At 41.2% G+C, this 25,393-nt stretch carries 21 protein-coding genes and 1 riboswitch; of the genes, 14 read left to right on the top strand and 7 right to left on the bottom strand.

Features of this window, described 5'->3' with window-relative positions; genetic code table 11:
- Positions 1-3,504 carry an ABC transporter permease/M1 family aminopeptidase gene (locus AC1XUO_RS09180; protein ID WP_483329475.1) on the top strand — a complete coding sequence of 1,168 codons (3,504 nt, stop codon included), beginning with the start codon at positions 1-3 and terminating at the stop codon, positions 3,502-3,504.
- A 300-nt stretch (positions 3,505-3,804) separates the two neighbouring features.
- Here AC1XUO_RS09180 and AC1XUO_RS09175 read toward each other — a convergent pair whose 3' ends face one another.
- Positions 3,805-3,999 (bottom strand): hypothetical protein, encoded by a 195-nt coding sequence (locus tag AC1XUO_RS09175; protein ID WP_483329474.1) that lies wholly within the window; start codon positions 3,997-3,999, stop codon positions 3,805-3,807.
- Between the two features lie 119 nt (positions 4,000-4,118).
- On the opposite strand from AC1XUO_RS09175, the gene AC1XUO_RS09170 reads away from it, so the two are divergent.
- Both AC1XUO_RS09170 and AC1XUO_RS09165 read left to right on the top strand, forming a co-directional pair.
- On the top strand, positions 4,119-4,322 hold the full coding sequence (locus AC1XUO_RS09170) for a hypothetical protein (RefSeq protein WP_483329473.1): 204 nt from the start codon (positions 4,119-4,121) through the stop codon (positions 4,320-4,322).
- 227 nt (positions 4,323-4,549) lie between these two features.
- Positions 4,550-5,422: an alpha/beta fold hydrolase gene (locus AC1XUO_RS09165; RefSeq protein ID WP_483329472.1), complete on the top strand. Its 873-nt coding sequence runs from the start codon at positions 4,550-4,552 to the stop codon at positions 5,420-5,422.
- A 249-nt stretch (positions 5,423-5,671) separates the two neighbouring features.
- Here the strand turns inward: AC1XUO_RS09165 and AC1XUO_RS09160 are convergent, their stop codons facing one another.
- Together AC1XUO_RS09160 and AC1XUO_RS09155 are read right to left on the bottom strand one after the other, a co-directional pair.
- Positions 5,672-6,181, bottom strand: coding sequence for a DUF4304 domain-containing protein (locus tag AC1XUO_RS09160; RefSeq protein ID WP_483329471.1), 510 nt, complete (start codon positions 6,179-6,181; stop codon positions 5,672-5,674).
- 385 nt (positions 6,182-6,566) lie between these two features.
- On the bottom strand, positions 6,567-7,694 hold the full coding sequence (locus tag AC1XUO_RS09155) for an outer membrane protein assembly factor BamB family protein (protein ID WP_483329470.1): 1,128 nt from the start codon (positions 7,692-7,694) through the stop codon (positions 6,567-6,569).
- Between the two features lie 381 nt (positions 7,695-8,075).
- On the opposite strand from AC1XUO_RS09155, the gene AC1XUO_RS09150 reads away from it, so the two are divergent.
- Entirely contained in the window at positions 8,076-8,321 is a 246-nt protein-coding gene (locus tag AC1XUO_RS09150) for a DUF3253 domain-containing protein (protein ID WP_483329469.1), read from the top strand.
- A 204-nt stretch (positions 8,322-8,525) separates the two neighbouring features.
- On the top strand, positions 8,526-9,428 hold the full coding sequence (locus AC1XUO_RS09145; RefSeq protein ID WP_483329468.1) for an NAD-dependent epimerase/dehydratase family protein: 903 nt from the start codon (positions 8,526-8,528) through the stop codon (positions 9,426-9,428).
- Positions 9,429-10,141: 713 nt separating this feature from the next.
- On the opposite strand, the gene istB is transcribed toward AC1XUO_RS09145, so the two are convergent.
- Both istB and istA read right to left on the bottom strand, forming a co-directional pair.
- Positions 10,142-10,873, bottom strand: coding sequence for an IS21-like element helper ATPase IstB (gene istB, locus AC1XUO_RS09140; protein ID WP_483329467.1), 732 nt, complete (start codon positions 10,871-10,873; stop codon positions 10,142-10,144).
- Positions 10,874-10,916: 43 nt separating this feature from the next.
- Entirely contained in the window at positions 10,917-12,482 is a 1,566-nt protein-coding gene (istA, locus tag AC1XUO_RS09135; RefSeq protein WP_483329466.1) for an IS21 family transposase, read from the bottom strand.
- 507 nt (positions 12,483-12,989) lie between these two features.
- Between istA and AC1XUO_RS09130 the strand changes: the two genes are divergently transcribed.
- From AC1XUO_RS09130 to AC1XUO_RS09105, 6 genes are all read left to right on the top strand, one after another.
- Entirely contained in the window at positions 12,990-13,784 is a 795-nt protein-coding gene (locus AC1XUO_RS09130; protein ID WP_483329465.1) for a type IV toxin-antitoxin system AbiEi family antitoxin domain-containing protein, read from the top strand.
- Complete coding sequence (locus AC1XUO_RS09125; protein WP_483329464.1) at positions 13,777-14,709, top strand: nucleotidyl transferase AbiEii/AbiGii toxin family protein; 933 nt, start codon at positions 13,777-13,779, stop codon at positions 14,707-14,709. Before AC1XUO_RS09130 ends, AC1XUO_RS09125 begins: the two co-directional genes overlap by 8 nt.
- Positions 14,710-15,215: 506 nt before the next feature.
- The gene (locus AC1XUO_RS09120; protein ID WP_483329463.1) at positions 15,216-15,638 is read left to right on the top strand and encodes a nucleotidyltransferase substrate binding protein; all 423 of its coding nucleotides are present in this window, start codon (positions 15,216-15,218) and stop codon (positions 15,636-15,638) included.
- Positions 15,639-15,971 (top strand): nucleotidyltransferase domain-containing protein, encoded by a 333-nt coding sequence (locus AC1XUO_RS09115; protein WP_483329462.1) that lies wholly within the window; start codon positions 15,639-15,641, stop codon positions 15,969-15,971. It abuts the gene before it with no gap.
- 30 nt (positions 15,972-16,001) lie between these two features.
- On the top strand, positions 16,002-17,762 hold the full coding sequence (locus AC1XUO_RS09110; RefSeq protein ID WP_483329461.1) for a type I restriction-modification system subunit M: 1,761 nt from the start codon (positions 16,002-16,004) through the stop codon (positions 17,760-17,762).
- Between the two features lie 145 nt (positions 17,763-17,907).
- Complete coding sequence (locus AC1XUO_RS09105) at positions 17,908-19,170, top strand: restriction endonuclease subunit S (protein WP_483329460.1); 1,263 nt, start codon at positions 17,908-17,910, stop codon at positions 19,168-19,170.
- A gap of 133 nt (positions 19,171-19,303) precedes the next feature.
- On the opposite strand, the gene AC1XUO_RS09100 is transcribed toward AC1XUO_RS09105, so the two are convergent.
- The gene (locus AC1XUO_RS09100) at positions 19,304-19,453 is read right to left on the bottom strand and encodes a hypothetical protein (protein WP_483329459.1); all 150 of its coding nucleotides are present in this window, start codon (positions 19,451-19,453) and stop codon (positions 19,304-19,306) included.
- Between the two features lie 187 nt (positions 19,454-19,640).
- A riboswitch (SAM-I-IV-variant riboswitch) is annotated at positions 19,641-19,736 on the bottom strand.
- Positions 19,737-19,991: 255 nt separating this feature from the next.
- Between AC1XUO_RS09100 and tnpA the strand changes: the two genes are divergently transcribed.
- From tnpA to AC1XUO_RS09085, 3 genes are all read left to right on the top strand, one after another.
- On the top strand, positions 19,992-20,453 hold the full coding sequence (tnpA, locus tag AC1XUO_RS09095; protein WP_483329458.1) for an IS200/IS605 family transposase: 462 nt from the start codon (positions 19,992-19,994) through the stop codon (positions 20,451-20,453).
- A 373-nt stretch (positions 20,454-20,826) separates the two neighbouring features.
- Positions 20,827-23,823 carry a type I restriction endonuclease subunit R gene (locus AC1XUO_RS09090; protein WP_483329457.1) on the top strand — a complete coding sequence of 999 codons (2,997 nt, stop codon included), beginning with the start codon at positions 20,827-20,829 and terminating at the stop codon, positions 23,821-23,823.
- 47 nt (positions 23,824-23,870) lie between these two features.
- On the top strand, positions 23,871-24,785 hold the full coding sequence (locus tag AC1XUO_RS09085) for an endonuclease NucS domain-containing protein (RefSeq protein ID WP_483329456.1): 915 nt from the start codon (positions 23,871-23,873) through the stop codon (positions 24,783-24,785).
- A gap of 107 nt (positions 24,786-24,892) precedes the next feature.
- On the opposite strand, the gene AC1XUO_RS09080 is transcribed toward AC1XUO_RS09085, so the two are convergent.
- Positions 24,893-25,348 (bottom strand): lipocalin-like domain-containing protein, encoded by a 456-nt coding sequence (locus tag AC1XUO_RS09080; protein WP_483329455.1) that lies wholly within the window; start codon positions 25,346-25,348, stop codon positions 24,893-24,895.
- Positions 25,349-25,393 lie beyond the last annotated feature (45 nt).

Below are 25,393 nucleotides of genomic sequence, written 5' to 3'. Positions count from 1 at the left end.
ATGAGGTATCATTTCAAACAAATCATTTTCCAGGCTGCGGCTGCGTTATTTTTGGGTCTCGCCGCTTTAATGCCGCACGGCAGCTTTGGCGGTTCGGAAATTTTGAAAAATGGACCTTATGTAATCAATTTCATTATATGCCTGCTGTCTATTTTCATGATATTCGTCAGTGCGTTGTTCTGTGCAAATGTGGTGCTCAGGGATAAGTCTTACCGGACAGATGCATTGATTTTGTCTACGGGCATCAGCAAGCGCCTCTACTTCGGTGTTAAATTCTCTGGCTTGCTGTTGTCGGTTTCCCTGATCATCTGCATTGCTGCCGCAGGGATTTTTGTTGGATCCTTATGGTTGCCGGCGAGCCAAAAGGGAAGTTTTCAATTACTCTATTACTTACAGCCGCTGCTTTTATTTGGGTTACCCAATGCGCTGTTTTGCGGCAGCTTCATCTTTGCAGCAGCCATGTCGACGCAAAATGTGAGAGCTGTTTATGCATCGGGCGTACTGCTTTTCATCCTTTATTTTACGGCTTCCATTTTTGGCAATTCTCCATTAATGGCCACATCGGCCCTGAAGGTTGGCGGCCCCGGGCTTTGGTCTGTGCTGGCTGACCCATTTGGATTGACTACGTTCTTTAGTGAATTGAAAAGCTGGTCCGTCTGGCGCCGGAATCATCATGTTTTTCCCGTAACCGGTAGATTTCTTGCAAACCGGTTGCTCTGGACTTGCATTGCTGTTCTTGCAGTTACATTGAGTTATAAGCGTTTCGGGTTTAGTCCGGCCTATGCAAAACAAGCGCGCAAACGTGAAGCTTTAACAGGAACATTAAAGAAATTAGCATACAAGCCTGTTGCTCCGAAAACATCAGGCTTCGTCTACTACATTTCTGCGCTCCGCTCACAACTATTTCTGGAACTGGCTGCGCTGATCAAGCAGCAGCTCTTTCTGGTTCTGCTTGCACTTTGGATTTTTGTTTATGGCGTGGAATTAAATGAAAATCTGTTCCATGGCCCATATGACATTCGCTTTTATGCGACCACCGCCTTAGTTATAGAGCAAGTATTACCAGTACGAATGGTTTTGTTGCTGCTGGTTTTTTATGCATCCGAGCTGATCCATAGGGAGCAGGCTGACAGGATTGAGTCACTTGTTTTTTCAACACCTGTACCCAATGCTGTTTTGTCTTTGGCAAAATTCGGATCTCTGGCAGTGTTGATTGTCATATTGATCTGTTGCAATATAATTACCGGAATTGGATTCCAGTTGGCAGCAAGTCATTCAGGTATTGCGCTTTTACCATATCTGTCGCTATTTTATTACAGCGGGTTCCAGCTATTGCTCTTTACAGCAATGATCATTTTTATTCAAACCATTATTCCAAATAAATACCTGGGCATGCTGTTGAGCCTGGTTGTTTTGGGAATATGTGTTTTTGGAAAAATGCTTGGGATTGAGCGTTACTTGCTACGGTTCGGCTCAGCACCCGAGGTCATTTATTCGGCAATCAATGGCTTTGGGCACCATACTGAATCCTTTAACGGATACATGCTATTCTGGAGCGGTTTCTCCTTTCTACTAAGTTTTCTGACTGCTTGCTGGTGGCAAAACGGAAGGCACGATACATGGTGGAAACGAATGCAGTCCGGCCTGCATAACTGGGATGCGGCTTCAAAAATCACAATAGTTTCAGCTTTGCTGCTAATCAGTTGCACAGGTTTCTATATAATTAAAAAAAGTGATGGACTTGCTCTTGGTGCGGGAAGTAGAAAGGACATTCTGTGGCAAAAGCAATATGAGCAGAAATTTAAGTCCCATGCGGGCATTACGCAGCCTAAAATCACAATGGTCAAAATCAAAACGGACATTTATCCCGATGAAAAAAGATATGTCGTATCAGGCAGATATATCTTAAGGAATAATTCCGCCTCTGCTATATCCAAACTTTGGATCGGAGCTGATCCAGCGGTGGATCTGGTGAGCTTGCGGATGACGGGAGCTAGTCAAAGAAAGTCTGACGAAGGTTTTAACCAATACTATTATGATTTGAAAAAACCGCTTCTGCCGGGTGCCGAAATGGAGCTCGACTTTTCGTTAAAAGTGGACCGGTCGGGTTTTAAACCGTTCGACAGTGAAAATTCAGTTGTAAGCAACGGCAGCTATATTGAGCTTGAAAAGTTTCTGCCGTTTTTTGGTTACAATAACAGATTTGAGCTGGATGATCCGCAAATCAGGAAAGAAAATGCGCTTGTGAAGCAGACCATACCAGTAGAGACCGATCACCACTATCACTTGGTCGATTTTGAAAACACCGTTTCTACTGTTGCGGACCAACAGATAGTGTCTGTTGGTAACCTGAAAAAATCGTGGAAAAAAGGCGGTAGAAGCTACTTTCAATATAAAACGGCACAGCCTATCGCATTTATGTTCGCTGTAAGCAGCATGCGGTATGCGGTCAGGAAAGAAACCAAAAATGGAATTACCTATCAAATCTTTTATCAGCCAAAACAGATCCAGAACCTGCCTGCCATGATGCAGGCTATGCAGGATGCCATCAATTACGGCGTTGCGCAGTTCAGTCAATATCCGCTCAGACAAATCACACTGGCCGAAATCCCGGCTTACCGAGGCGCCGCAACAGCCTACCCCGGTGTAATCTTTAGTAGTGAAAAGTATAACTTTCTGGTTGATGCAAACGACACATCCCGGCTCAATTTCATTTATTCAACCACGGCCCATGAAACCGCACACCAATGGTGGGCCTATAAAATTCATCCGCAGAATGGCGCCGGCAACGCGCTGTTGACCGAAACGCTTGCCAAATATACCGAGGCAATGGTAGCCGAAAAGCGCATGGGGAAAATGAGGCTGGGCAAATACCTTCGGACAGATAATGAGCTTTATTTCAGTTTAAGAAATATCTCTGGTCAGAAGGAGTTGCCATTGAGTAGGACGTGGCAACAGCCTTTTGTGCATTACCAAAAAGGTGGTTTGGCAATGTATGCAATCAGGGAATCTTTGGGAGAAGAGCATGTGAACGCTTCACTTAAAACTTTGATATCCAGTCATAGTTTTCCTAATGTTGAACCATCAGCTGACAACCTGATCAATGCATTGAGCCGAAACACCACGGCGTTTGAAAAAACTGTGGTCGAAAACCATTTGAAAAAAGTAATCGTCTATGACAACAGCATTAAAGTACTTTCTTCGAAGGAGATTGGTAATGGGCGATTTAAGTTGAAATTGCTGGTTTCTGTCCAAAAAAATGATGAAACTGACTTAAAATTAAAAAAAATGCAAGCAGATGATTTGATAGATATTGGGATCTTCGAAGCGGAAAGAGGATATTGGAATGCGGATACCAAACCTATCTATATTCGAAAGTACCATTTTGCAAAACCGCAAACGGAGATTGAAATTGTGATTGACAAACAGCCAAAGGTTGTGGCAATAGACCCTTTCGGTTACTTCTTAGACGGCGTTCAGAAGAATAACATGGTATCTTTCTAGTTCTCTTCTAATTTTAATATACGAGTAAGGACATCAAATGTATTGGTCAAAGAAGGGCTTCACGAATTTGGAATTTATTGTAGCTAGTGACAGAAGCAATTTGCTCCTGTCACTTTGTGTATCCCTAGTTATTTCAGCTTGATCCCATGTCCAGCCCGGAGAATTCGGAGCCACAGATCACTAAAAATCGGAAATTTAGGACATGTCGTTTCGGTTGAAATAGACCATGTTAAATAATTGATTTATATTTTTTTAGCTTCGGATGAATAATAGTCGGTTGGTGGTCAATCTGCCACCGAATCACATGGTCAAGCTATCTGAATTTTCCAGTAAAGAAAGATGATTTGGTAGAGGCTGCTTTAAGTCCGGTTCTGATTCCTGCTGTTTGAACAGAATTTCATCCAGATAACTCAGAAATTGTGAGTCGCCTTTAAGTTCCTCTATATCCTCATTAGTGATGAAAAGACCAGAAAGCATTCCATTTTTATATCCCATTTCCCTTGATCGCCATATCCTAATTTATTAGGAAACCGGACCACAATTTTCTCCGGTTTCCCAAGCTATAAGTACATACACTATTGAACGATAACTTTTTTTCTTTTCGTTTTATCACCTTGGAAACGACTGTCCGTCGCGTGAAGAAAGTAAGTTACTTTTTCCAGGGTGCTCACATTGATAAAGATATATTGGAAGTAACCATGCTCACTTTTCTTGCCATGGATTCCAGCGCGCTATCGGAGGAAAGGCTTTTTAAACAGGGCTACCTTTCATTTAATTCGGAAAGAGTAGTTTTTATTCAAGAGTCAAGCTCCGAGTAGCAGATCCTTGAACCTGCCCAAATTGTCGAGCTGCCAAATCCGCTCCAAGCGGCAATCATAAGTTATTTTTTGAAGCGACATCATAATCTGATGCTTCTTACGTCGCAAAGCGTTAATGGTCCGGCTTTGGCCGGAAATTATTTAAGTTGCTCAACAGTTTTCATAAAAAATAAGTATTCTATATTGAAATCTACATATTTTAACAAACAACGCCATTTAGACACCTCATGATGCAACGACTCCTTTATTTTATTGTATTTAACTTACTCGTTGCTTCATGCAATCAGGTAGAAAAGCCAAAAGAGCAGATAGAAAAACCGATTAAATATGGCTCAAATCATGGGAAGTATGCAACAATACACAACACGAAAATATATTACGAGGAGTATGGACAAGGGGTCCCTTTGCTACTCTTGCATCAGGGGCTTGGCTCTATAGAAAACCTGGCTGGAATCATACCCGAACTTTCAAAACATTTCAGAGTTATAGCGCCTGACGCTCCAGGGCACGGACGATCAGAACATGCCGACAGTTTAAGTGGCGAATTGCTAGCCGAATACAATTCGCAGCTTATCGATCAACTTTGCCTGGACAGTGCGTATGTGATGGGCTGGAGTACGGGTGGTAACACTTCACTGCTACTTGCAGCAAATAGACCTGACAAAATAAAGAAAGTGGTGAGCGGTGCTTCGAATTCAAAAGCCAGTGGACTAACTGAGGAAGCGCGCGACATGTTAAAGCAATATACCGTTGAAGCTGTAAAAGAAGATAAAGACTGGTTAGAAAATTATCAGCGGATGAATCCCGAACCTGAAAAATGGATGAAGTTTTGGGAAGACAATCAAAGGACATGGGAAAGGGAAATCAAGATCCAAAATGATAAAATTACCAGCATTAAAGTACCTGTATTGTTGATCCGTGGTGACAGGGACATGATCAAACTAGATCACACGCTATCGATTTTTGAAGCGCTCCAAGATGGACAACTATGTATTTATCCTAACATAGGGCACGAAATGCCAGACGAAAAAGGGGAGATGCTATGCCGGATAGCAATCGACTTTCTGAAGGAAAAGAGTTATCCCAAATTACGTCGGTAAAAACCGTGGTTTAACTGAGACTTGCGACGGCAGTTGAAGAATACGATAACTGTCTCACACGCAATAGCCATGTGGAAATCATTTATAATAAACAATCCATTTTTTGTTAAATGAGAAAATCCAGAGCAAGAGGGTCAGGGCCGATTGAGCGAAGTTGTTGAAATATTAAAAGGAGAATATACTTTACCCATTGAGTTCCAACCGGATTATAAATAAGTGCATAGAATACGCAGGTATTCTTGTCTCAGATTATGTAAGTTTGTTTTCTGTTATTACATTTTTCAAAATATCGCCCCACAAAGGAAAGCGTTCGTGAAACTTTATACAGTAAGTTAACTTTTGCGATTCTTCAAGTCCTGGCAGAATATGTTCCTCAAAATCATGCTGCATTGATAACATAAAATCAGTCAAATCCGATGTCCCACTTATTGAATAGCAGTTATCATTAATACTATTATCCAAATCTCTACTTTTCCAATCTGAAATAAAAGCTTGATGACTAATATGAGTTGTTAAATCATAAATAGTCGCCTTTTTCTTTTGCTCGTCTTTAACGGTAGCTTTTAATGCAATACCTATATTAAATGTAAAATCAACACTGTCTTTTGAGTTCCAAGAGTAATTTTGAAGATTAATGACATTAAAAAAGTCGCCTTTGTCTTTCCACCAAGTTTGTCCACTGGTCAGATATCCGAATTTTTTCAAAGTCGGCTTCAAATAATTCTCAACGAATTGTGTCTGTTTTTCTTTCGCATTCATCCTATTAGCATATTTAAAAGTGTTAAAGAGTAAACTTGTCAAAAGATATACTTGTAAGGCTTAATTGTCCATTTCATAATATGTCTGGTATTTTGGGCACTCACGTACTCGTCAGCACATATCTGGTTTTCCATATCTAAGGCTTTACACAAGATCTTTAAGAATCTATATCTTAATGGAAGATGGGGAGTAGGTTGGATTTTAGCATCGACGACTTGAAGTCAAGTACTTAATAGATAGGACCTGTAAGTGTGCTCTTATTCGAGATCGACCTTCTTACTGACTTCTAACTCCTCTTGTCTTTTGGATATTTTGGAGACGTTGACCACCTGGTTCAGTGTTGCTGTCTTTTGCAGTCATTTTCTGCATGTTAATTCAAAACAGATTATTCCTGTGCGCCGCTTATTCCCGAGTGGTATACATTCCCGCTCTTCATTACCACACAGGGGGAGGAAAGAATCGGCTGATTTCCGTTATAAGAGCTCCACTTCATGGCGCCGGTGGCAGCATCAAGTGCGTAGATGAATGGACTAAAAGCAGACGTGTATACAACATCACCGGCGATGGTTGGGCTTGAACCAGGATTTTCCAAAATCTGGAATTCCCATTTTTTTAGTCCGGTTACCGCGTCAACTGCGTTCAGTTTCTTATCTTCAACAGTACAGAAGTACACGATTCCATTACGGACCGTAGGGCTAGTCCTGCTGCTATAGGTGGGGATGGCCCATTTTTTTGTTCCGGTGGCCGCATCCAATGCATACAGCAACCGAACGCGGGCCATTGCATACACTATACCATTTGCAACTGTCGGAGACGAAACAATACCGGAACCTGCCAGAGCTTCCCATCTTTTTGCCCCGCTTGCTGCGTCAATTGCATAAAGCTTTTCATAATCGCCTATATAAACCAGTCCGTTTGCAAATGTGGGGTTAATAGTCAAACTTAAATCCTTCCAGCCCAATTTAAAATCCCATTTTTTCTTGCCTGTAACTGCATCAAGTGCGTGTAATTTGTTGTCATTTTCGTCATCACTCTCGACGTACACTATACCGTTCACACTCATTGGGCTCGAATAAATTATTCCATTAGTAGGAAACTCCCATTTTTTTGTCCCCGTAGCTGCATTCAAAGCATATAGCGTTCCATCAAGGCTTCCGATATAGACTGTCCCATTGGTCACCATTGGACTGGACTGAATTTCACCATTAGTAGCAAACTCCCATTTTTTTGCTCCGGTAGCAGCATCGAAGGCGTGTAGCTTTTTGTCATCACTCCCAACGTACACGATACCATTTGCAACGGACGGGCTGGATTTAATTTGCCCGCCTGTCGCAGCCTCCCACTTTTTTACGCCATCAGCCGCATTAATCGCGTATAGATTTTTGTCAAAACTGCCGACGTAAACCATGTCGGCAACATCAGGCCCGAGTTCAGGCTCAGTAGTATTTTTCTTCTTGCAAGATGTAAAGCTGTATATGATAACAAAGAGGGCAAACAGGCGGACAAACATCATTGAGTTTTGTTTGATATGATAAGTGATTCAACAATTTTATGCAAATATTACTTTTTTCATTGACATACGGTAGATGCCAACATATCCACACGCATTTAAGATCAATTAATCTGACTGTCGCAGAAAACTTCGGTTTTTTTTGCACTTATCACGTTTTACCAGCACAACGGTTGAAACGTGAACCATGATAGAAAAGATGAAGCCAGGTGCTGTATTTTTTGTTTCGATTACGACAAGATTTGTTAAGTAAAATACATTTATTTGAAGATAAACTTGGATTAGATGGGAAAAAGTAGAAAAGTAGTAAGACTCTGGCATTTAGTTTAGCAGTAAATCTGGATCTTTGATGTAGTATTTCCGACAACCTATTATAGCATACGGATGCAGCATTACGAGAAAAAAGCAACAAGCCTCCTTTCTACTGCCATTGATCGTGGCGCTGAGAAAAGTACCTGCCCCTCGGAAATTGCACGCTTGCTATTTCCTAAAGACTGGCGTGAGCATATGAAAGATGTACTCGATGTAGCAATTGATTTGCATAAAAAAGGTTGCATAGTAATAACTCAAAAGGGAAAACCTATTGATCTTAAAGATTTCAAGGCACCGGTCCGCATTAAAATTATATGAATTGGAGTATGTAATTAAACCAATCAAAGTAGGTTCTATTTGCTTAACTCTTTCTATATAATTTTGATTGCTTTCTATTTTCACTTACTGATGAAAGCCAACAGCAGCACACTTACCGACCTGACCAGTCTGGATAACAGGGGTTCAAAACTCGTAAACCTTCATTGCTGGAAAAATTAAAATCATTATTAAACAGGAGAATACATGACTAAAAAGCGAATATTATTTACGGGGGGATCTGGGAAAGCAGGAAAGCACGTGATACGCTACCTGCTGGATCTAGGACACCGGGTGATGAATGTAGACCGGGTGCCTTTGGATTACCTGGGTGTGGATAATCTGACAGCTGATATTACCGACTCCGGGCAAATATTTAATGCCATGAGTTCATATGCAGGATTAGATGAGCTGGAACCGGGTAACGGCGTGCCGAGGTTTGATGCTGTAGTACATTTCGCTGCTGTGCCCAGGATCTTAATTACCCCTGATAATGAAACTTTTCGGGTTAACACAATAGGTACATACAATGTGATTGAAGCAGCTGTTAAACTTGGAATAAAAAAGATTATTATTGCTTCGTCAGAGACCACCTACGGTATTTGTTTTTCAGACGGCAAAACCGATCCTCATGTGCTGCCTTTGGAAGAGGACTATGATGTTGATCCCATGGATAGCTACGGATTATCGAAGGTTGTGAATGAGAAAACGGCTCGCGCCTTCCAGCGGCGCTCGGGCTTTGATATCTATGCACTTCGCATCGGAAATGTGATCGAGCCTCACGAATACGCTGAACTGTTTCCACATTATTTCAAAAATCCTGAAGTGCGTCGGAGAAATGCGTTCTGTTATATTGATGCGCGTGATCTAGGACAGATTGTAGATTTATGTTTGAAAAAAGATGACCTTGGTTATCAGGTTTTCAATGCCGGAAATGATCACAATGGTGCGATCATCCCCAGCATTGAATTGGCTGAACGGTTTTTCCCTGGTGTGCCCATTACCCGTGAACTGGGGGAACACGAAGCATTGTTTTCAAATCGAAAAATCCGTGAAGTCTTGGGATTCAGAGAACAACATAACTGGCAGAAATATGTGAAATTAGAATGATTAATTCACAAGTATTACAGTAAGTAAGCAGCCACTTATAAAACCTGGACTTAAGTGGAATATGCCCCCTTATAGGGTAAAATTAAAGAAAGGTGAGCCGCAAATGTCCTTTCTTTTAATTTTACCCGATTATGGAATGGCAACAATAGAGAGGACAAAATGGAGAAATCGGAGCCACTGATCACCCCAATTCGGAAATTGCGGACAGGCAATTTCGGTTGGAATTGACCAGTTTAAGTCAATGGTTGATAGTTATTTAGTAGATTGTGAGTAGTAGTCTGCTGATGGTCTATCTGCCAAGGAATCATATGGTGAACGCTTGCGAATTCTCCAGTGAAGCGAACCGAATTCCTCAGTAAAATTGTATCACCCTTTTGGATTGATCAAACTGAAATCTTCTGCTTACGGTAAGGCAACAACCGAAATAAATCTCAGAGCAAAGCAGAGAGCTACTTCACATTTTACAGTATGCGTGATGGTCGTACGCGGGATGAGTCACAAGCAAATAAGAATATCCGGGTTTTCTTTAATCAATTTGAAAGCGCTGGATTCGTGAAGTAGCTACCATAGATGTATTGGACGGAATTAGAATTGAATATTTATACATAGAATGTCAATTTGGTAATAGATGTGTATCTGGAGATTCCGGTGAAAGGGAGCCAGCGTTCCGGGAAAGTGAGCCAGTTCCTTTTTAGTATTGAAGTGTTGTAAATTTAGCTGTTTTTTATCTTTCTCAAAGAAGCTCCCTCGAGATTTATTCTGTGCGCGTTTGCTGTCAGTCTGTCACATATCGCATCAGCTAAGCTGGGATCATTTAAGTAGCCATGCCAGTTGCCTACGGGCATCTGTGCGGTTATGATTGTAGATCCGAAAGCGTAAGGGTCTTCAAGTATTTGCAGTAGTGCCATTTTGATGTCGTGGCTAAGCGGCTGCAAGCCGAAGTCATCGAGGATCAGGAGTTTGACCCGTGCAATTTGATTGAGCCATTTCAGGTAACTTCCATCCAGCCTGGCCAATGCAAGTTGCTCTATAAATCTGTTCATGGGATAGTAAAGTACTTTATGGCCTTTTACGCAGGCTTGCCTGCCGAGTGCACAGGCGAGATAGGATTTGCCACAGCCGGTAGCCCCTGTGATCAGTATGTTTTCGGATTTTTCTATAAAACTGCAGTCGCTTAGCCTAATCAGTTGTTCAGCCGTAATACCTCTTCCCAGCTTGCAGTTCACCTGTTCGACATGTGCGCTGTACCGCAATTTGGCAAGCTTGAGATACATCTGGGTACGCTGTTGGGTTCGTTGTTCTAATTCGGCTTCCGTAAGCATTGCCACCAAGGTATGTGCTTCGGGCTGCTGATGTAACGGCTGTTCAAGAATGGCGGAGTACCGGCTAGCCATTCCTTGTAATTTTAGTTGTCGTAACTCTTCCCAGGTCTTGTTTGTATTCATTTTTATTTGTGTTTAAGTGAGGCAATTGATTCGTAAGGGCATTTTATTCATATGCTCCTGCACCCCTGATATTCTCATGATCAGGCGTCTGGAATAAGGTTGTCTGCATTAAATGGGGAGCTTTGTCAAGATTATTGGCCAGGATATTCGTCAGAGTTCTGTAGCTAAATGTGCCTGAAGGCAGTGCCCTTTGACATGCTGATTCAAGACGGTCATTACCGTAACTATTGCCCAGTCTAAGGATACCACGGCATGAATTAAATGCTTGTTCAGTAAACTGCCTTCCTTTTAAAATACCTTCCATGTAGCCGTGCGTACATGGGCCTACCTGTGATGCTAACCGCAGGAAGTAGTCACTATCCCAGCCTTTTTGCTGTGTATAACTGCGGTGGTTCTCAGGCATATGTTCTTTAACGGTTGTGTAACCGTGCTGGTTATAAAGGCGCTTATGAACTGCAATACGTTGGTGGTCCAGGAAAATCTCTACGGTCTGGGTATCATAAATGATATTTACCTGTTTGCTTATATAGTGGTACGGCACGCTGTAGTGGTGCCAATCTTCTCCCAGAGTAACATGATAATTTTTCTGAACTTTAGCAGAAGTGCTGTGCTTTAAGGTAAATGGACTGTCTGCCAACGGCTGAAGTAAATGCTGTTCCTGCTCGTTGAATTGCCTGCGGCGGCTGTAATTTTTCCCCTTAAAGTTCTTGTCATTATGTAGTTCAAGCTGATCTCTTATAGCGGCATTGACTTCATCAATGTTAAAAAAAATACGATCTCGTAATGGAGCGTAAATGCGCTGATAGGCGATTTTTACATGACCTTCAGCCGGCGCTTTATCTTTTGGCCTATATGGCCTTGCGGCAACCAGATCCATGTTGTTATGCAACGCCCATTGCTGCATAAGATCTGTAAACGTAGGTTCGTAACGGTTGCTCTTTTGGACCACCTGTTTCATATTGTCGGTCTTCAAAGACAATGGAGCGCCTTTAAAATACCGAAGACAGTTATTCAAAGCAGCCAGTAGATAAGGAAGCCTGGCATTAGGCAGCGCTTCTACATAAGTTAAATTACTGAAAGGCAATACACAAACCAGTACCGGGCAACTTATTTGCTCACCGGTAGACTTGTCAAAATAATGCATCATACTGCCAGCGAAGTCCACCATAACAACCTCACCCGCCTTGTAAGTCGCATGGAAACTGGGTTGCAAAACTTTACTAAGCTCGTTAAGATGGTAGCAAAATTGGGAATAGCGGTATCCCGCAGGATGTTTTTCAAAATATTCCTCCCAGAGGAGTTGACGGGTTACGCCGGTACGTTTGAGTTCAGAAAGAAAATAAGGTACTTGCTGACGAAAATCCTCCTTCCTTTGGTCTTCATCCTGAACCGAAGGTGTATCAGAATATAGAATAGCAGACAAACATGCGTCGCCAAGGGCTTGCAGTTCTTTGAAGCTGTGTGCGCTTTGAAGTAAGCGTTCACGGTAATATTTAACCGTGTTACGGGAAAGATTGAGTTGCCTGGATATTTTACGTTCCGAAATGTTCCGATCCAGCATCTGTATGATCATGCGCAGTGTCTGCATTGAAGTAACTTTGTTTGCCATCCGTTGCTTTTGTTTTTTTACAAAAGATGGTGGTTATAATTACTTCAATACCAAAATCACTGGCTCACTTTCCCGGAAAAGCTTTGAAGAGCGATCACAGGTGGCTCACTTATGCCGGAATGTCAGTACTCCCGACTGGCTCACTTTCCCGGAATAGCTGTAAAAACCTTCCGATAAAGTGGCTCAAGTTCCCGGAATCACTGGCTCAAGTTGTCCGGAATAAGTGGCTCTCTTTGCTCCGGAATATCCAGTGTATCGTTCTGAAAGCCTTAGAATAAACGAAATTCACACTGAGGATACTTCTTACCCGCCTTTAAACTGTTACTTACGGGTCTGATAGGTTGTAAATTTCAATTTTGGATTGGTTCGAAACACTCATTGATTTGTTTATGATACCTTAGATTTTCGGTGATCATCGCCGAAAATCTAAGGTATTGTTAAATTAATTAAATTATTTAAATTTGTTTAATCGGCGATCATCGCCGATTTTATTTAAATAGGTAAATAATGCCACTTGATGCCAACAGACGTAAAGAGGTATACCGCCTGGTTCCTGAGGGTGCACTGGTCACAAGGGCGTGGCTACAATCTCACGATTTGTCGGGTCACGCGATCGATAATCTCATAAAAAGCAAGCAACTTACAAGCTTAAAAAATGGTGTTTATAAGCGTGAAGGATCCAGTGTAGCATGGGGAGATGTCGTTTATTTTCTTCAAAGAAATGATGCCACGGATCTAACCATTGGAGGTATAACCGCATTACAACTTTTAAAACTCTCCCATTATCTGTCGTTTTCGGACAAACGGATTGTCCAGTTGTATGGTCAGGATCCGTTACCCACCTGGATTAATCGTGTCACGGATGATTCCTTTTTTCAAAAAGGTAATGCCAGTGATTTACTCGGACGGGCAGCGGATCCATTGTTAGCGAAACAACTGAATCAATTTACCAGGACATTTGACTGGAAAGACACCCGCGAGGGGCTAAGGATATCAACCCCGGAAAGGGCTATCTTGGAAGTACTTAATGAGATTCCGTCAAAAATATCTTTTGAGCATGCCGAAGAGCTTATGCAGGGCATGAACACCCTTTCTCCGCGGGCATTGCAGCAACTGTTGGAGCTTTGCAATAATTTCAAGGTGAGACGTCTGTTTTTCTGGTATGCCGAGCGGCAAAATCATCCCTGGCTAGTCAAACTTGACCGCGATAGAATTGAGCTGGGTTCTGGAAACCGGGTAATCGTAAAAGGCGGACACCTGGATAAAAAGTATCGTATTACTGTACCTGACCGCTATGAGTAAAAAACAGGAGTATACTCAGCAGGTCAGACTTCTGGTCCGCTTACTTCCAATCATTGCCAAAGAATCCTGTTTTGCTTTGAAAGGAGGAACAGCGATTAACCTTTTCTATCGCCCGTTCCCCAGATTATCAGTCGATATTGATCTTCTATATCTGCCCACGGATGACCGGGCTGCCGCATGGAAAAAAATTAAGGAGGCTTTCACAAGAATAACTGCTGATATTAAAACAACTATTGCTGGAGCTATCGTTCAAGACACAACTCAGCAACAAGATAATTCATTAAGGCTGATTGTGACTCTGGGAGAGATAAAGGTTAAAATTGAACTTTCTCCGGTAATCAGGGGCTCTGTGTTTCCTGCCGAAAAAATGGAGGTACACCAAGCTGTTGAAAGTGAGTTTGGGTATGCTGAAATTATTGTCGCTTCTCACCCGGATCTGTATGCCGGTAAACTTTGCGCCGCTTTGGACCGACAACATCCAAGGGATCTCTTCGATGTCAGGCAGCTTTATGAAAACGAAGGTTTAACAGATGATTTACGTAAAACATTTTTGATTTTTCTAGTCAGCCACTTCCGCCCAATGGCCGAACTGCTTAATCCCAACAGAAAAGATATTTCCGGAATCTACGAAAGTGAATTTGTGCAGATGGCCTCGGTCGATATTCCGCTGGAAGAATTAATTGAAACCAGGGAAAGATTAATTCATGATATCAATCAGGACATGACCGAAAAAGAGCGCCGCTTTCTGTTGTCCGTGAAAAATAAAACACCTGACTTCACACTGCTCGAAATGCAAAATCCAGAGCTGATTGCGGAGCTACCGTCAGTAAAATGGCGGTTGATAAACCTGGAAAAAATGTCTGATGAAAAACATAAAATAGCATTTGAAAATCTAAAATCAGTGCTGTATCCAGAAAGTCTCTGAAAGTTTACACAGGCAACAGAAGCATATTGGCAGGATTTTAAAATATCTATTTGCTTTTCAGCCTCGAGTGATACAAATTTTGCTATTCTAATGATTTTGTGGCTTGAGAAGAGTATTAAATGAAAGTAAAAAGACATCTAACAACACTAAAACTGACTGTTACAAGGCTATGCTGATTTTGATATGCTTAATTATCGGATTAAAAGTACTTCCTCTTAGAAATGAGTTCAAGATTCTTAGGATTTTGTCAGATAAGCCTGAGACATCTGGTTGGAAGCAAATTTTCTGTAGTTAGGTGATTGCGTACTTTTTGGCTAATTTCAATCAAAAATATTACCTTGGAAGAAATTATTTGTAAAATTTTTTTGGTTGCCGATTCTTGCGTTTTTTGGGTAATTACTTGTCCCTTATTTGTCCCTTAAAGTTTATAACTAATTGAAAATTAGATAGTTTTAAGTTTTGTATCGGCAAATAAAAGAAATAGTAAATTAAGATTTTAATAATTGATGAAAATAGATACAACATTTTTAGAAAGATGTATTGCAGCCCTTGACAAAGCGCATTCGTTATTAATCAGGTCGGAGACTGATAGTGTAGAATATGATATGTTTCGTTCGGCCTGTGTCAAAGAATTTGAGCTTATTCTGGAACAGGCTGGCAAATTATTGCGAAAAGCTATCAAGCCTAATTTTCATAGTCCAAAGGAAGTTGATAAAATGGTATTTAAGAACGTGTTCAGGAATGCTGTTTTACGGGATTTAATAACTGATGAACAATGTGAGCGGTGGCTGCACTATCGTGACAACAGAAACAATACCGCTCACGATTATGGGGTGAATTTTGCGAATGAAACGCTTGTGTTTTTGCCGCAGTTTATAAAAGACGGCGCCGACCTGGCCACTGTTTTGAAAAACCAAAATGAAGAATAAATGCTGTTGAGAGGAAAGGACAAAAAAGAATTGGTCACCATTTTTCAAAACGTAGAAACACCCATTGAGGTTTGGGTGTATGGAAGCCGCGTAAATGGAAAGGCCCACAGTGGGAGTGATCTGGGTCTGGTTATTCGCAAGCAGGATTTATCGCCACTCGATATGAATGAATTTGGCACTCTTTGCGAAAAAATTACCGATAGCAATATTCCAATACTCGTTGAATTGAGAGATTGGGCCATGCTGCCCATCTCTTTTCATAAAAATATTGAAGCTAACTACGAGGTATTGTTTTCTTCCATCATCGATGTGCCTGAGGACAAGCACAAATAAATTTTTGCATCTGATGCTTTTATAACAAAAATGAAGGAATTACTCCTTTACGAACCCAAACGAATGAAGAATTTTAAAGAGACTGCAAATTTTATCTGGTCCATAGCGGATTTACTGAGAGGCGATTACAAACAAAGTGACTACGGGAAAGTGGTATTGCCGTTGACCGTACTGCGCCGTCTGGACTGTGTGCTTGAAAAATCCAAAGAAGAAGTTTTGACAAAATACGAGCAGGTCAAAACGATGAATGTGCAAAATGTTGATCCGTTGCTCAATAAAGTATCGGGTTATAAATTTCATAACAGAAGTCCCTACAACTTTGATAAGCTGATTGCCGATCCTGAAAACATCGCGGCCAATCTCCGCAATTACATCAACGGTTTCTCGGAAGATGCGCGTGAAATTATCGAACAATTTGAGTTTGATAACCAGATCACCAAAATGGATGACAATAACCTGTTGTTCATGATCGTGAAACGTTTCCAGGAAGTGGACCTGCATCCCGACAAGGTGAGCAGCATGGAAATGGGTTATCTGTTTGAAGAACTGATCAGGAAATTTGCCGAGATCAGTAATGAAACGGCCGGAGAGCACTTTACACCGCGTGAAGTAATCCGGCTGATGATCGACCTGCTTTTCCTGAACGATCGGGAAATCCTGACTAAAAAAGGAATTGTAAAAACGATCTACGATTGCTGTGCTGGAACGGGCGGTATGTTGAGCGTTGCCGAAGAATATCTGAATGAGCTGAATCCTGATGCAAGACTGGAAGTATTCGGACAGGAACTGAACCCGGAATCTTATGCGATCTGTAAATCGGATATGATCATTAAGGGACAAAGCGCTGCCAATATCAAAAAGGGAAACAGTATTTCGGAGGATAAATTGCCGGGTGAGCATTTTGATTACCTGATCACCAATCCGCCTTTTGGGGTGAAATGGCAGAAGATTGAAAAATCGGTTAAAGCGGAACATGAAAGCAAAGGCCACGGCGGACGTTTTGGTGCTGGATTGCCTTCTGTTTCCGACGGATCGTTTTTGTTTCTGATGCATTTGATGTCCAAAATGAAGCCGGTTAGTGATGGCGGTTCCCGTCTGGCGATTGTGTTTAATGGTTCGCCGCTTTTTTCCGGCAGCCCGAGTTCGACCAAAAATGAAAGCAGTATCCGCCAGTGGATTATTGAAAATGATATGCTCGAAGCCGTGGTAGCCTTGCCCAATCAGCTTTTTTACAACACCGGTATCAGCACCTACATCTGGATCATTTCCAACCACAAACCCGATTACAGAAAAGGAAAAGTTCAGTTGATCAACGCGGTTGATTTCTCCAAAAAAATGAGCAAATCCCTGGGTGACAAACGCAATGAATTATCTGGCGACCATATTAAAGAAATCACCAAACTGTACGGGGAATTTACAGCCAGCAATTATTGCAAGATATTTGACAATACCGATTTTGGTTATGCCAAAGTAACCGTGGAAAGACCGGAACGCGATAAAAACGGAAAACCCAAACTGGACAAAAACGGAAAACCAAAAGCCGACAGCAGTTTGCGTGACACCGAAAATATCCCATTAAAGGAAGACATCCAGACCTACATGGAACGCGAAGTGTTGCCGCACGTGCCGGATGCCTACGTAGACGAAACCAAAACCAAAGTGGGTTACGAAATTAACTTCACCAAATATTTTTACCAATACAAACCGCTCCGTTCCCTGGCTGATATCCGTGCCGATATTTTCGCGCTTGAAACAGAAACGATGGGATTGATTAAAGAGGTAATTGAATAGAAAAGATGCAAAACCAGTTAATGAATCCGACGGATTCAAATATTTATAGCAAAGGGCTGTAACACAGGAATGCGACCCCGTCGGGGTCCTACCTGACCGGGTAGTACCTTTTCGATATGAAATTTTCTATAAACATTGGACCTCTTTGAGGTCATTAGAAGCAAATGAAAAAATATTAATGGAGAGGTACGAGAAATATAAGGATTCGGGAATTTCAGAATTAACAGTAATTCCGAAGCAGTGGGCCATAAAGCGATTAAAATACTTTGCAAAGATTTGTAACGGGCAAGATCAAAAAGAAGTATTAGATGATAATGGTATTTACCCCATTTATGGTACTGGTGGTATTTTCGGAATGTCCAACAAGTATTTATATGAAGGTCCGTCTGTATTATTGGGTAGGAAGGGGACTATTGATAAACCGCAATTCTCAGAGACCCCATTCTGGTCAGTGGATACCGCATATTATACTAAAATTAGAACTGGTGTCTCACCAAGATTTTTTTATTATTTATGCCTAACGATAAATTTTGATTTATATAAATATGGTTCGGCTGTTCCAAGCATGACTCAAACTACGCTGAATGATATAAATTTTTGCTATCCGCCTAGTGATGAGCAAAGTTTGATCGCAAATTACCTTGACAAAAAAACATCCGAACTCGACACCCTCATCACCAAAAAAGAAAAGCTGATAGAGCTGCTCAAAGAAGAACGCACCGCCATCATTAACCAGGCCGTTACCAAAGGACTTGATCCTGATGTGAAGATGAAGGATAGTGGCGTGGAATGGTTGGGGGAGATTCCGGCGCATTGGAAAATGTCCAAGTTAAAATATGTTTCGATGATTAAATATGGTCTTGGTCAGCCACCAAAACAAAAAGATGATGGCCTTCCAATTATAAGAGCCACAAATGTTTTCAGGGGGAAGATATCAAAGGAAAATCTTGTATTTGTAGATCCAGACGATATCCCTTGGAATAGAGATCCCGTTTTAAAAGAGAATGATATAATTGTGGTAAGAAGTGGTGCTTATACTGGTGACAGCGCAATTATTCCTTATGAGTTCGAGGGAGCGATTACAGGTTACGATATGGTATTAAGAGCATTAACGGTAAATCCTAAATTTGTTGCATTTTGTCTTTTGAGTACCTATCTATTGGATAATCAATTGTTCTTAGAAAGGTTAAGAGCTGCACAGCCACATTTGAATGCTGAGGAGCTTGGAAATTCTTTTCTTGTCTTACCGAATATTGAAGAACAGAATGAAATTGTTTCTCATATTGAAATTGAACATAAACGAGTGGATGATTTGATTTCCAAAACCAACCAGGAAATCGCCCTTTTAAAAGAATACAAAACAGCCTTAATCAGCGAAGTAGTTACGGGGAAGGTGAAGGTGGTTTGACGATTGCAAACGCACCCAACGGGTTCCCTTGTTTATAGAAAAGACGCATTAGGATAGATTGTACGACCCCATTCGGGGTCGTATTCCGTTACCGAATATTGTTGGCTACAAACATTTAATCCCTTCGGGATTTTCATGCTGATGGTCGCCAAAGATCCTTAACAATTTCAATCCTGGTACCTGCCAGTTTTACTTCGTAACGCAAATACCAGCTATTTTCACCACTTCCAATGGCAGAAAAATCCCATCCACGTTTGATGATTTCTTGTCTTATCGCCCACAAATAGGTAGCGCGGGCGCTGGTTCAGCCTTTACATCGGGCTTCGCTGTTTAGTTCAGCAATCACCTCATGATCAGCAGCATTTTGAAATTTTTCCAGAAACTGGCGTTGTAATGGATTAAGCGGTGACATACAAATACGGTTTAATGGTTTGAATATTAAATGATTTGTATTCCGTTGCGTAGGCGATATTGATACGTTTTTGTTGGCTGTAAGCCCGTATTATTGGACCACCGTGGTGTCTGCACCCGGTTGGTATCGTGCGTAACGATTCGAAATACTGTGGCGAAGGTAATAGAGGAAAAAGAATATTCAAAATGTAAATAGTCAGATGTGTAATCCGAGTATTAAATGAACCCAAAGGGTTCAATATTTATAGTAAAAAAATATATGGAAGTCTTGTTCGACCCCGAAGGGGTCGCATCCCTTTTACATTTCAATAATTTCTATAAACATTAAATCCCTCCGGGATTGCTATAACAGGAATTACCTTTCAAAGTAATGTCCGTCTCAAGAGAAGACACATCTAAATTAATACATCATGCCTGGAACATTCACCCAAATTTACATTCAAATTGTTTTTGCTGTTAAAGGGCGTGAAAGCCTGATTGGATCACATTGGGAAGAAGAACTTTTTAAATATGTCAGCGGGATCGTGCGAAATAAGGATCAAAAAATGCTGTCTATCAATGGAATGCCAGATCATATACATTTTCTGATTGGCATGAAACCGACTTGCTGCTTGTCTGATCTCGTTCGTGAAGTAAAAAAATCCTCAAATGGATTCATTAACGAAAAACGATTTTCTAAATCCAAATTTGAATGGCAAGGAGGTTATGGAGCATTTTCATATAGTCATTCCAATTTGGATGCAGTCATATGCTATATTCGTGATCAAAAACGTCACCATCAAAAAAAGACATTTAAAGAGGAATACATGGAATTTTTGACAAAGTTTAATATCGAATTCAAGGATGAATACTTATTTGAATGGATTGATTAAGCCGCAAGATCCCATTGATACTCGTTACCAGTAATTAAAGCCATTTAAATTTCAGGCCATGCCGCTTTGTAACTAAATTTTGATTAAATAATATTAATTCAGTTATTTGACACAGCAGTACCCGTTTTGCATACCGTAAGATTTGCTAACGGGTCATTCTTCTAATCGAAAATTTTTGGGAATTTAGAGAAGTAAAAAAAGCCCGTAAGTGCACTAAGAGGGATACGCCTCAATGGCTTGGAGTCGACCTTCATTCATAACAAGCTGATACAAAGGTGTTAACATATGTTGACATTTGCAAAGTTTACCAGACATTTGTATCGTAAAAAAAATATTAGTCAATTGCGAGTAACATCCTCCTTTAACTCAACTTATGTCTATACATACTGAAAAAATCTTTGAAGCCGCCATTGAAGAAGAACTGTTGCAAAAAGGAGGTTATATAAAAGGGTTTTCTACTGATTTTAACGCGGAACTTGGTTTGTTTCCGGATCATGTTTTTGCTTTTCTGCGAGAATCTCAGCCCAAGGAATGGGAGAAAATCAGCAACATTCACAAAGCGGATGTAGAGCTGAAAGTCTTAAGCCGTTTGCTTAAAGAACTGGATCTGCGGGGAACGCTGGATGTGGTACGCAATGGTTTTACGGATTATGGCGTAAAATTCAAAATGGCCTATTTCAAACCGGAAAGTACGCTGAATGTACAGTCGCAGGAATTATATAAGATCAAACAGCTTGCCGTAACGCGCCAGTTATTTTACGAACGGCAGGGGAGGAATTCACTGGATATGGTCTTGTCGCTGAACGGACTTCCCATTGCCACGATTGAATTAAAAAACCAGTTTACCGGGCAAAATATTCAGGACGCGCAAAATCAGTATGTGTATGACCGCGAGCCATCCGAACCGATTTTTCAATTCAAAAAAAGAAGTCTGGTCTATTTTGCGCTGGACGCCGACGAATGCTTCATGACGACCAAGCTGGCCGGAAAGAATACACGTTATCTTCCTTTCAATCTGGGCCATAACAACGGAGCCGGAAATCCGCTTAATCCGGACGGTTACCGGACTTCCTATTTGTGGGAAAAAGTCTGGGTGAAAGATAGTTTCATGGATATCATCGGAAAATTCATGCACATCAGTTCGGAGGAATACGAACTGAACGGTATCCGGAAAATTAAGGAAACCATTATTTTTCCACGTTTTCACCAATTGGAAGTCGTGCGGAAGCTGACAGCGGATGCGCGCGAATCCGGTGCAGGAAAAAATTATCTGATCCAGCATTCGGCAGGTTCCGGAAAATCAAATTCCATCGCCTGGCTTTCCTATCGTCTGTCCAGTTTGCACAATACTGCTAACGAGCGCATTTTTGATTCCGTCATCGTCATTACCGACCGTAAAGTGCTGGACAGTCAGCTGCAAAATACCATTTACCAGTTTGATCATAAAGAAGGCGTCGTTCAGAAAATTGATAAGGATTCGCAGCAGCTTGCGGATGCCATCAGTTCCGGCTCACACATCATCATCACCACCTTACAGAAATTTCCTTTTATTCTGGATAAAGTCGGCGAAATGCCTAACCGGAAATATGCCGTAATCATCGACGAAGCGCACTCGTCCCAGGGCGGCGAAGCGACTAAGAAAATGAAAGAAGTATTGTCGGACCGTACTTTGGAACAAGCCGAAAAAGACGAAAGTTATTCAGGTCTGGATGAGGATGCGGAAGATGAGATCCGGAAATCCATGCAGGCACGCGGCAAGCAAACCAATCTTAGTTTCTTCGGATTTACAGCTACACCTAAGCCTAAAACGATAGAAGTTTTTGGAACCGTCTCATCGGACGGAAAACCACGTCCGTTCCATGTTTATTCCATGAAACAGGCGATAGAGGAAGGTTTCATTCTGGATGTTTTAAAAAATTACACGACTTACAAAACCTATTTCAAGCTTTCCAAACAGATCGAGGAAGATCCTGACATTAATAAAAAACAGGGAGCGAGAGCGATTGCACGTTTTTTAAGTCTGCATCCGCATAATCTTTCACAGAAAACGGAGGTGATCGTTGAGCATTTTCGGCAGATTGTTTCTAAAAAAATCGGAGGGAAAGCCAAAGCGATGGTCGTTACCGGGTCGAGGCTTCACGCAGTTCGTTACAAAGAAGAATTTGATAAATATATCAGGGAGCAGAAGTATACCGATATCAAAACCATCGTCGCCTTTTCAGGAAAAGTGGTTTATGATGAATATCCGAGTGGCGTTACCGAGGTGGAATTAAACGGATTCAAGGAAAGTGAGCTGCCAAAAAAGTTTGGGACGGATGAATACCAGATTTTGCTGGTTGCCGACAAATACCAAACGGGTTTTGATCAGCCTTTGCTGCATACGATGTATGTCGATAAAAAGCTTTCGGGAGTAAAAGCGGTACAAACTTTGTCAAGGCTGAACCGCATGTCTGCCGGAAAGGAGGATACTTTTGTACTTGATTTTGCAAACGAAACAGACGATATTCTGGCTTCGTTCCAGCCATATTATGAGCTAACAACGGTCGATAGCACTACTGATCCAAACCATTTATATGATTTAAAAAACGAGCTTGAAAAAGCCCAGGTAATCTGGCAAACCGAGGTTGATAATTTCTGCAATGTATATTTCAAATCCAGAAAGAAATTGTCAGAGAGCGAGCAGAAAAAATTATATGCCTTTGTCAATCCGGCTTGTGATCGCTTCAAAGCGCTACCCGAAACAACGACAATTGAAGGAACCGAAACAGCATCGCAGGAAAACTTTAAACACGCCTTACAATCATTTACCAGGTTATATTCCTTCCTGAGTCAGATCATGCCTTTCTCGGATATTGATCTGGAAAAGCTGTTTACTTACGGGAAATTCCTGCTCAAAACACTTCCGAAAAACAGCAAAGACAGATTTCAGCTCGGCGATGAAGTTTCACTGGAATACTATCGCTTGCAGCATATCAGCCAGGTAAACATTCTGATGGAAGACCAGCCAGAATACGGTCTGGACGGAGGAAATGTTTCAGGAATCAGAATGAGCAAGGAAGAGAAAGCGGCTTTGTCTGAGATTATTGAAGTGTTGAACAAACGGTTTCATACGGAATTTAACGAGGCTGATAAACTCTTTTTCGATCAGATCGAAGCCGAACTGCTAAACGATTCGAAACTCGGACAACAAGCCCAAAATAACACGATGGCAAACTTTAAATACGGTTTTGAAGATGTTTTTATGGATAAACTCATCAGCAGAATGGAACAAAATCAGGAGCTCTTTTCAAAGATGATGGATGATCAGGAATTTGGTGGGTTGGTAAAAGGGTATATGTTGAAGCGGGTTTATAATGGGTTGAGGGGGTGATTTTTATTTCCGGCTTGTACGGGCCCGGATCACGGTAATTTATTTTTATGCAAATTTTCAAAAACAACAAACAATCCCTTTCCACTTTAAAAGAAATCCCCTTCAAACTGGAACGGGAAATCCAAGATCTCTTCGAACAAAACCTTGAACTGCTCAGCAGTTTAAAACTTGTCAAATCAGAGTTTTCGATACAGAGCCGCCGCATCGATACCCTGGCTTTTGACCCGGAGAGCAATGCCTTTGTGATCATTGAATACAAGCGAAGCCAGAATTACAGTGCAGTTGATCAGGGCGTTTCGTATCTGAACCTGATGCTGGAATACCGGGCCGACTTCATTGTGGAGTATAACGAGGTACATGGTGAAAATCTCAAACGTACTGATGTAGACTGGTCGCAAAGCCGGATTTTGTTTGTGTCACCATCGTTTACCGATTTTCAAAAGCAATCTACCAATTTTAAAGATCTGGGGATAGAACTTTGGGAAATTAAACAATTTGAGCATGATGTAATTACGATTAATCAGATCAAGAAGTCGAAATCTGCACCGAGTATCGGATCCATGCAGAAGAGTGAAGGATCTGAAATCAGTAAGCTGGCCAAAGAAATAAAAACATATTCCGAAGAAGATCATTTACTTGGTAAGAGTGAAACGACGGTAGAGTTGTACGAAATATATAAAAATGCCATACTGAATCTGGGCGCTGATATTGAAATAAAACCGCAGAAAATGGTCATTGGATTTACCCAAAAAGGTAAGGTATTTGCTGATATACTGATTTTGAAGTCGGAATTGAAATTCTGGATAAATCTGAAAATTGGAAAGTTGGATGATCCTAAACAGTTGAGCAGGGACGTTTCCAACGTGGGGCATTGGGGAAATGGTGACTATGAGATCAGAATTCGCGACACCACGAACCTTGAATATATTATGAGTTTGGTGAAGCAGGCATTGGTTTTTTAATTACAAAAATGCAGGATACATATTTTTCAACTGATACATTTTACGTAAATAATCCGAAATAATATTGAGCTGTCAGAGAACAAAAAGGATACCTGACAGCTCAATCATCAACGCTTCACATAGACTTCAACGATTTCCTGATTAATGTTCAAACTGTCAATTTTTTCAAACCCGGTTTGGATCAATGTATCGTTACGCAAACGGAGTTTAAAACTGAAATCTCTATTTTCCCAGCCTCGGTAATTGCAGTACTCCAAATGTTCTGAATAATCCTGTCCGTTCAGTTTGTAAGTTCCACTGCCAGCGTCAAAGACAGCGGAATCTCCTTTGCCGCCATTGGTATCGTGCTTGAAAAATGCGAACGTATCTTCATTGAAAATTTTGATCATTTCCTGATTGTGAATAGGGAAGGTAACCGTTGTATCCTTACCTGTAATCACTTTACTGGATACCAGTTTCCATGTGCCCATAATTGGCGATAACGAATTTTCTTCCGCCGTATTTTTTTGTTCACAGCTTAAACAAGAAATCAGAACGATTGCCGCAAGTAATTTTATTTTCATTGAATCGGGGTTTACAGGTGATATGGATTGTTGCCCTCTGGTCAC

It is taken from the genome of Dyadobacter sp. HNCC25DJ186, assembly GCF_056895235.1.
Note: the sequence above shows the minus strand (reverse complement) of the source record. Positions and strands in the feature narration are given on the sequence as shown.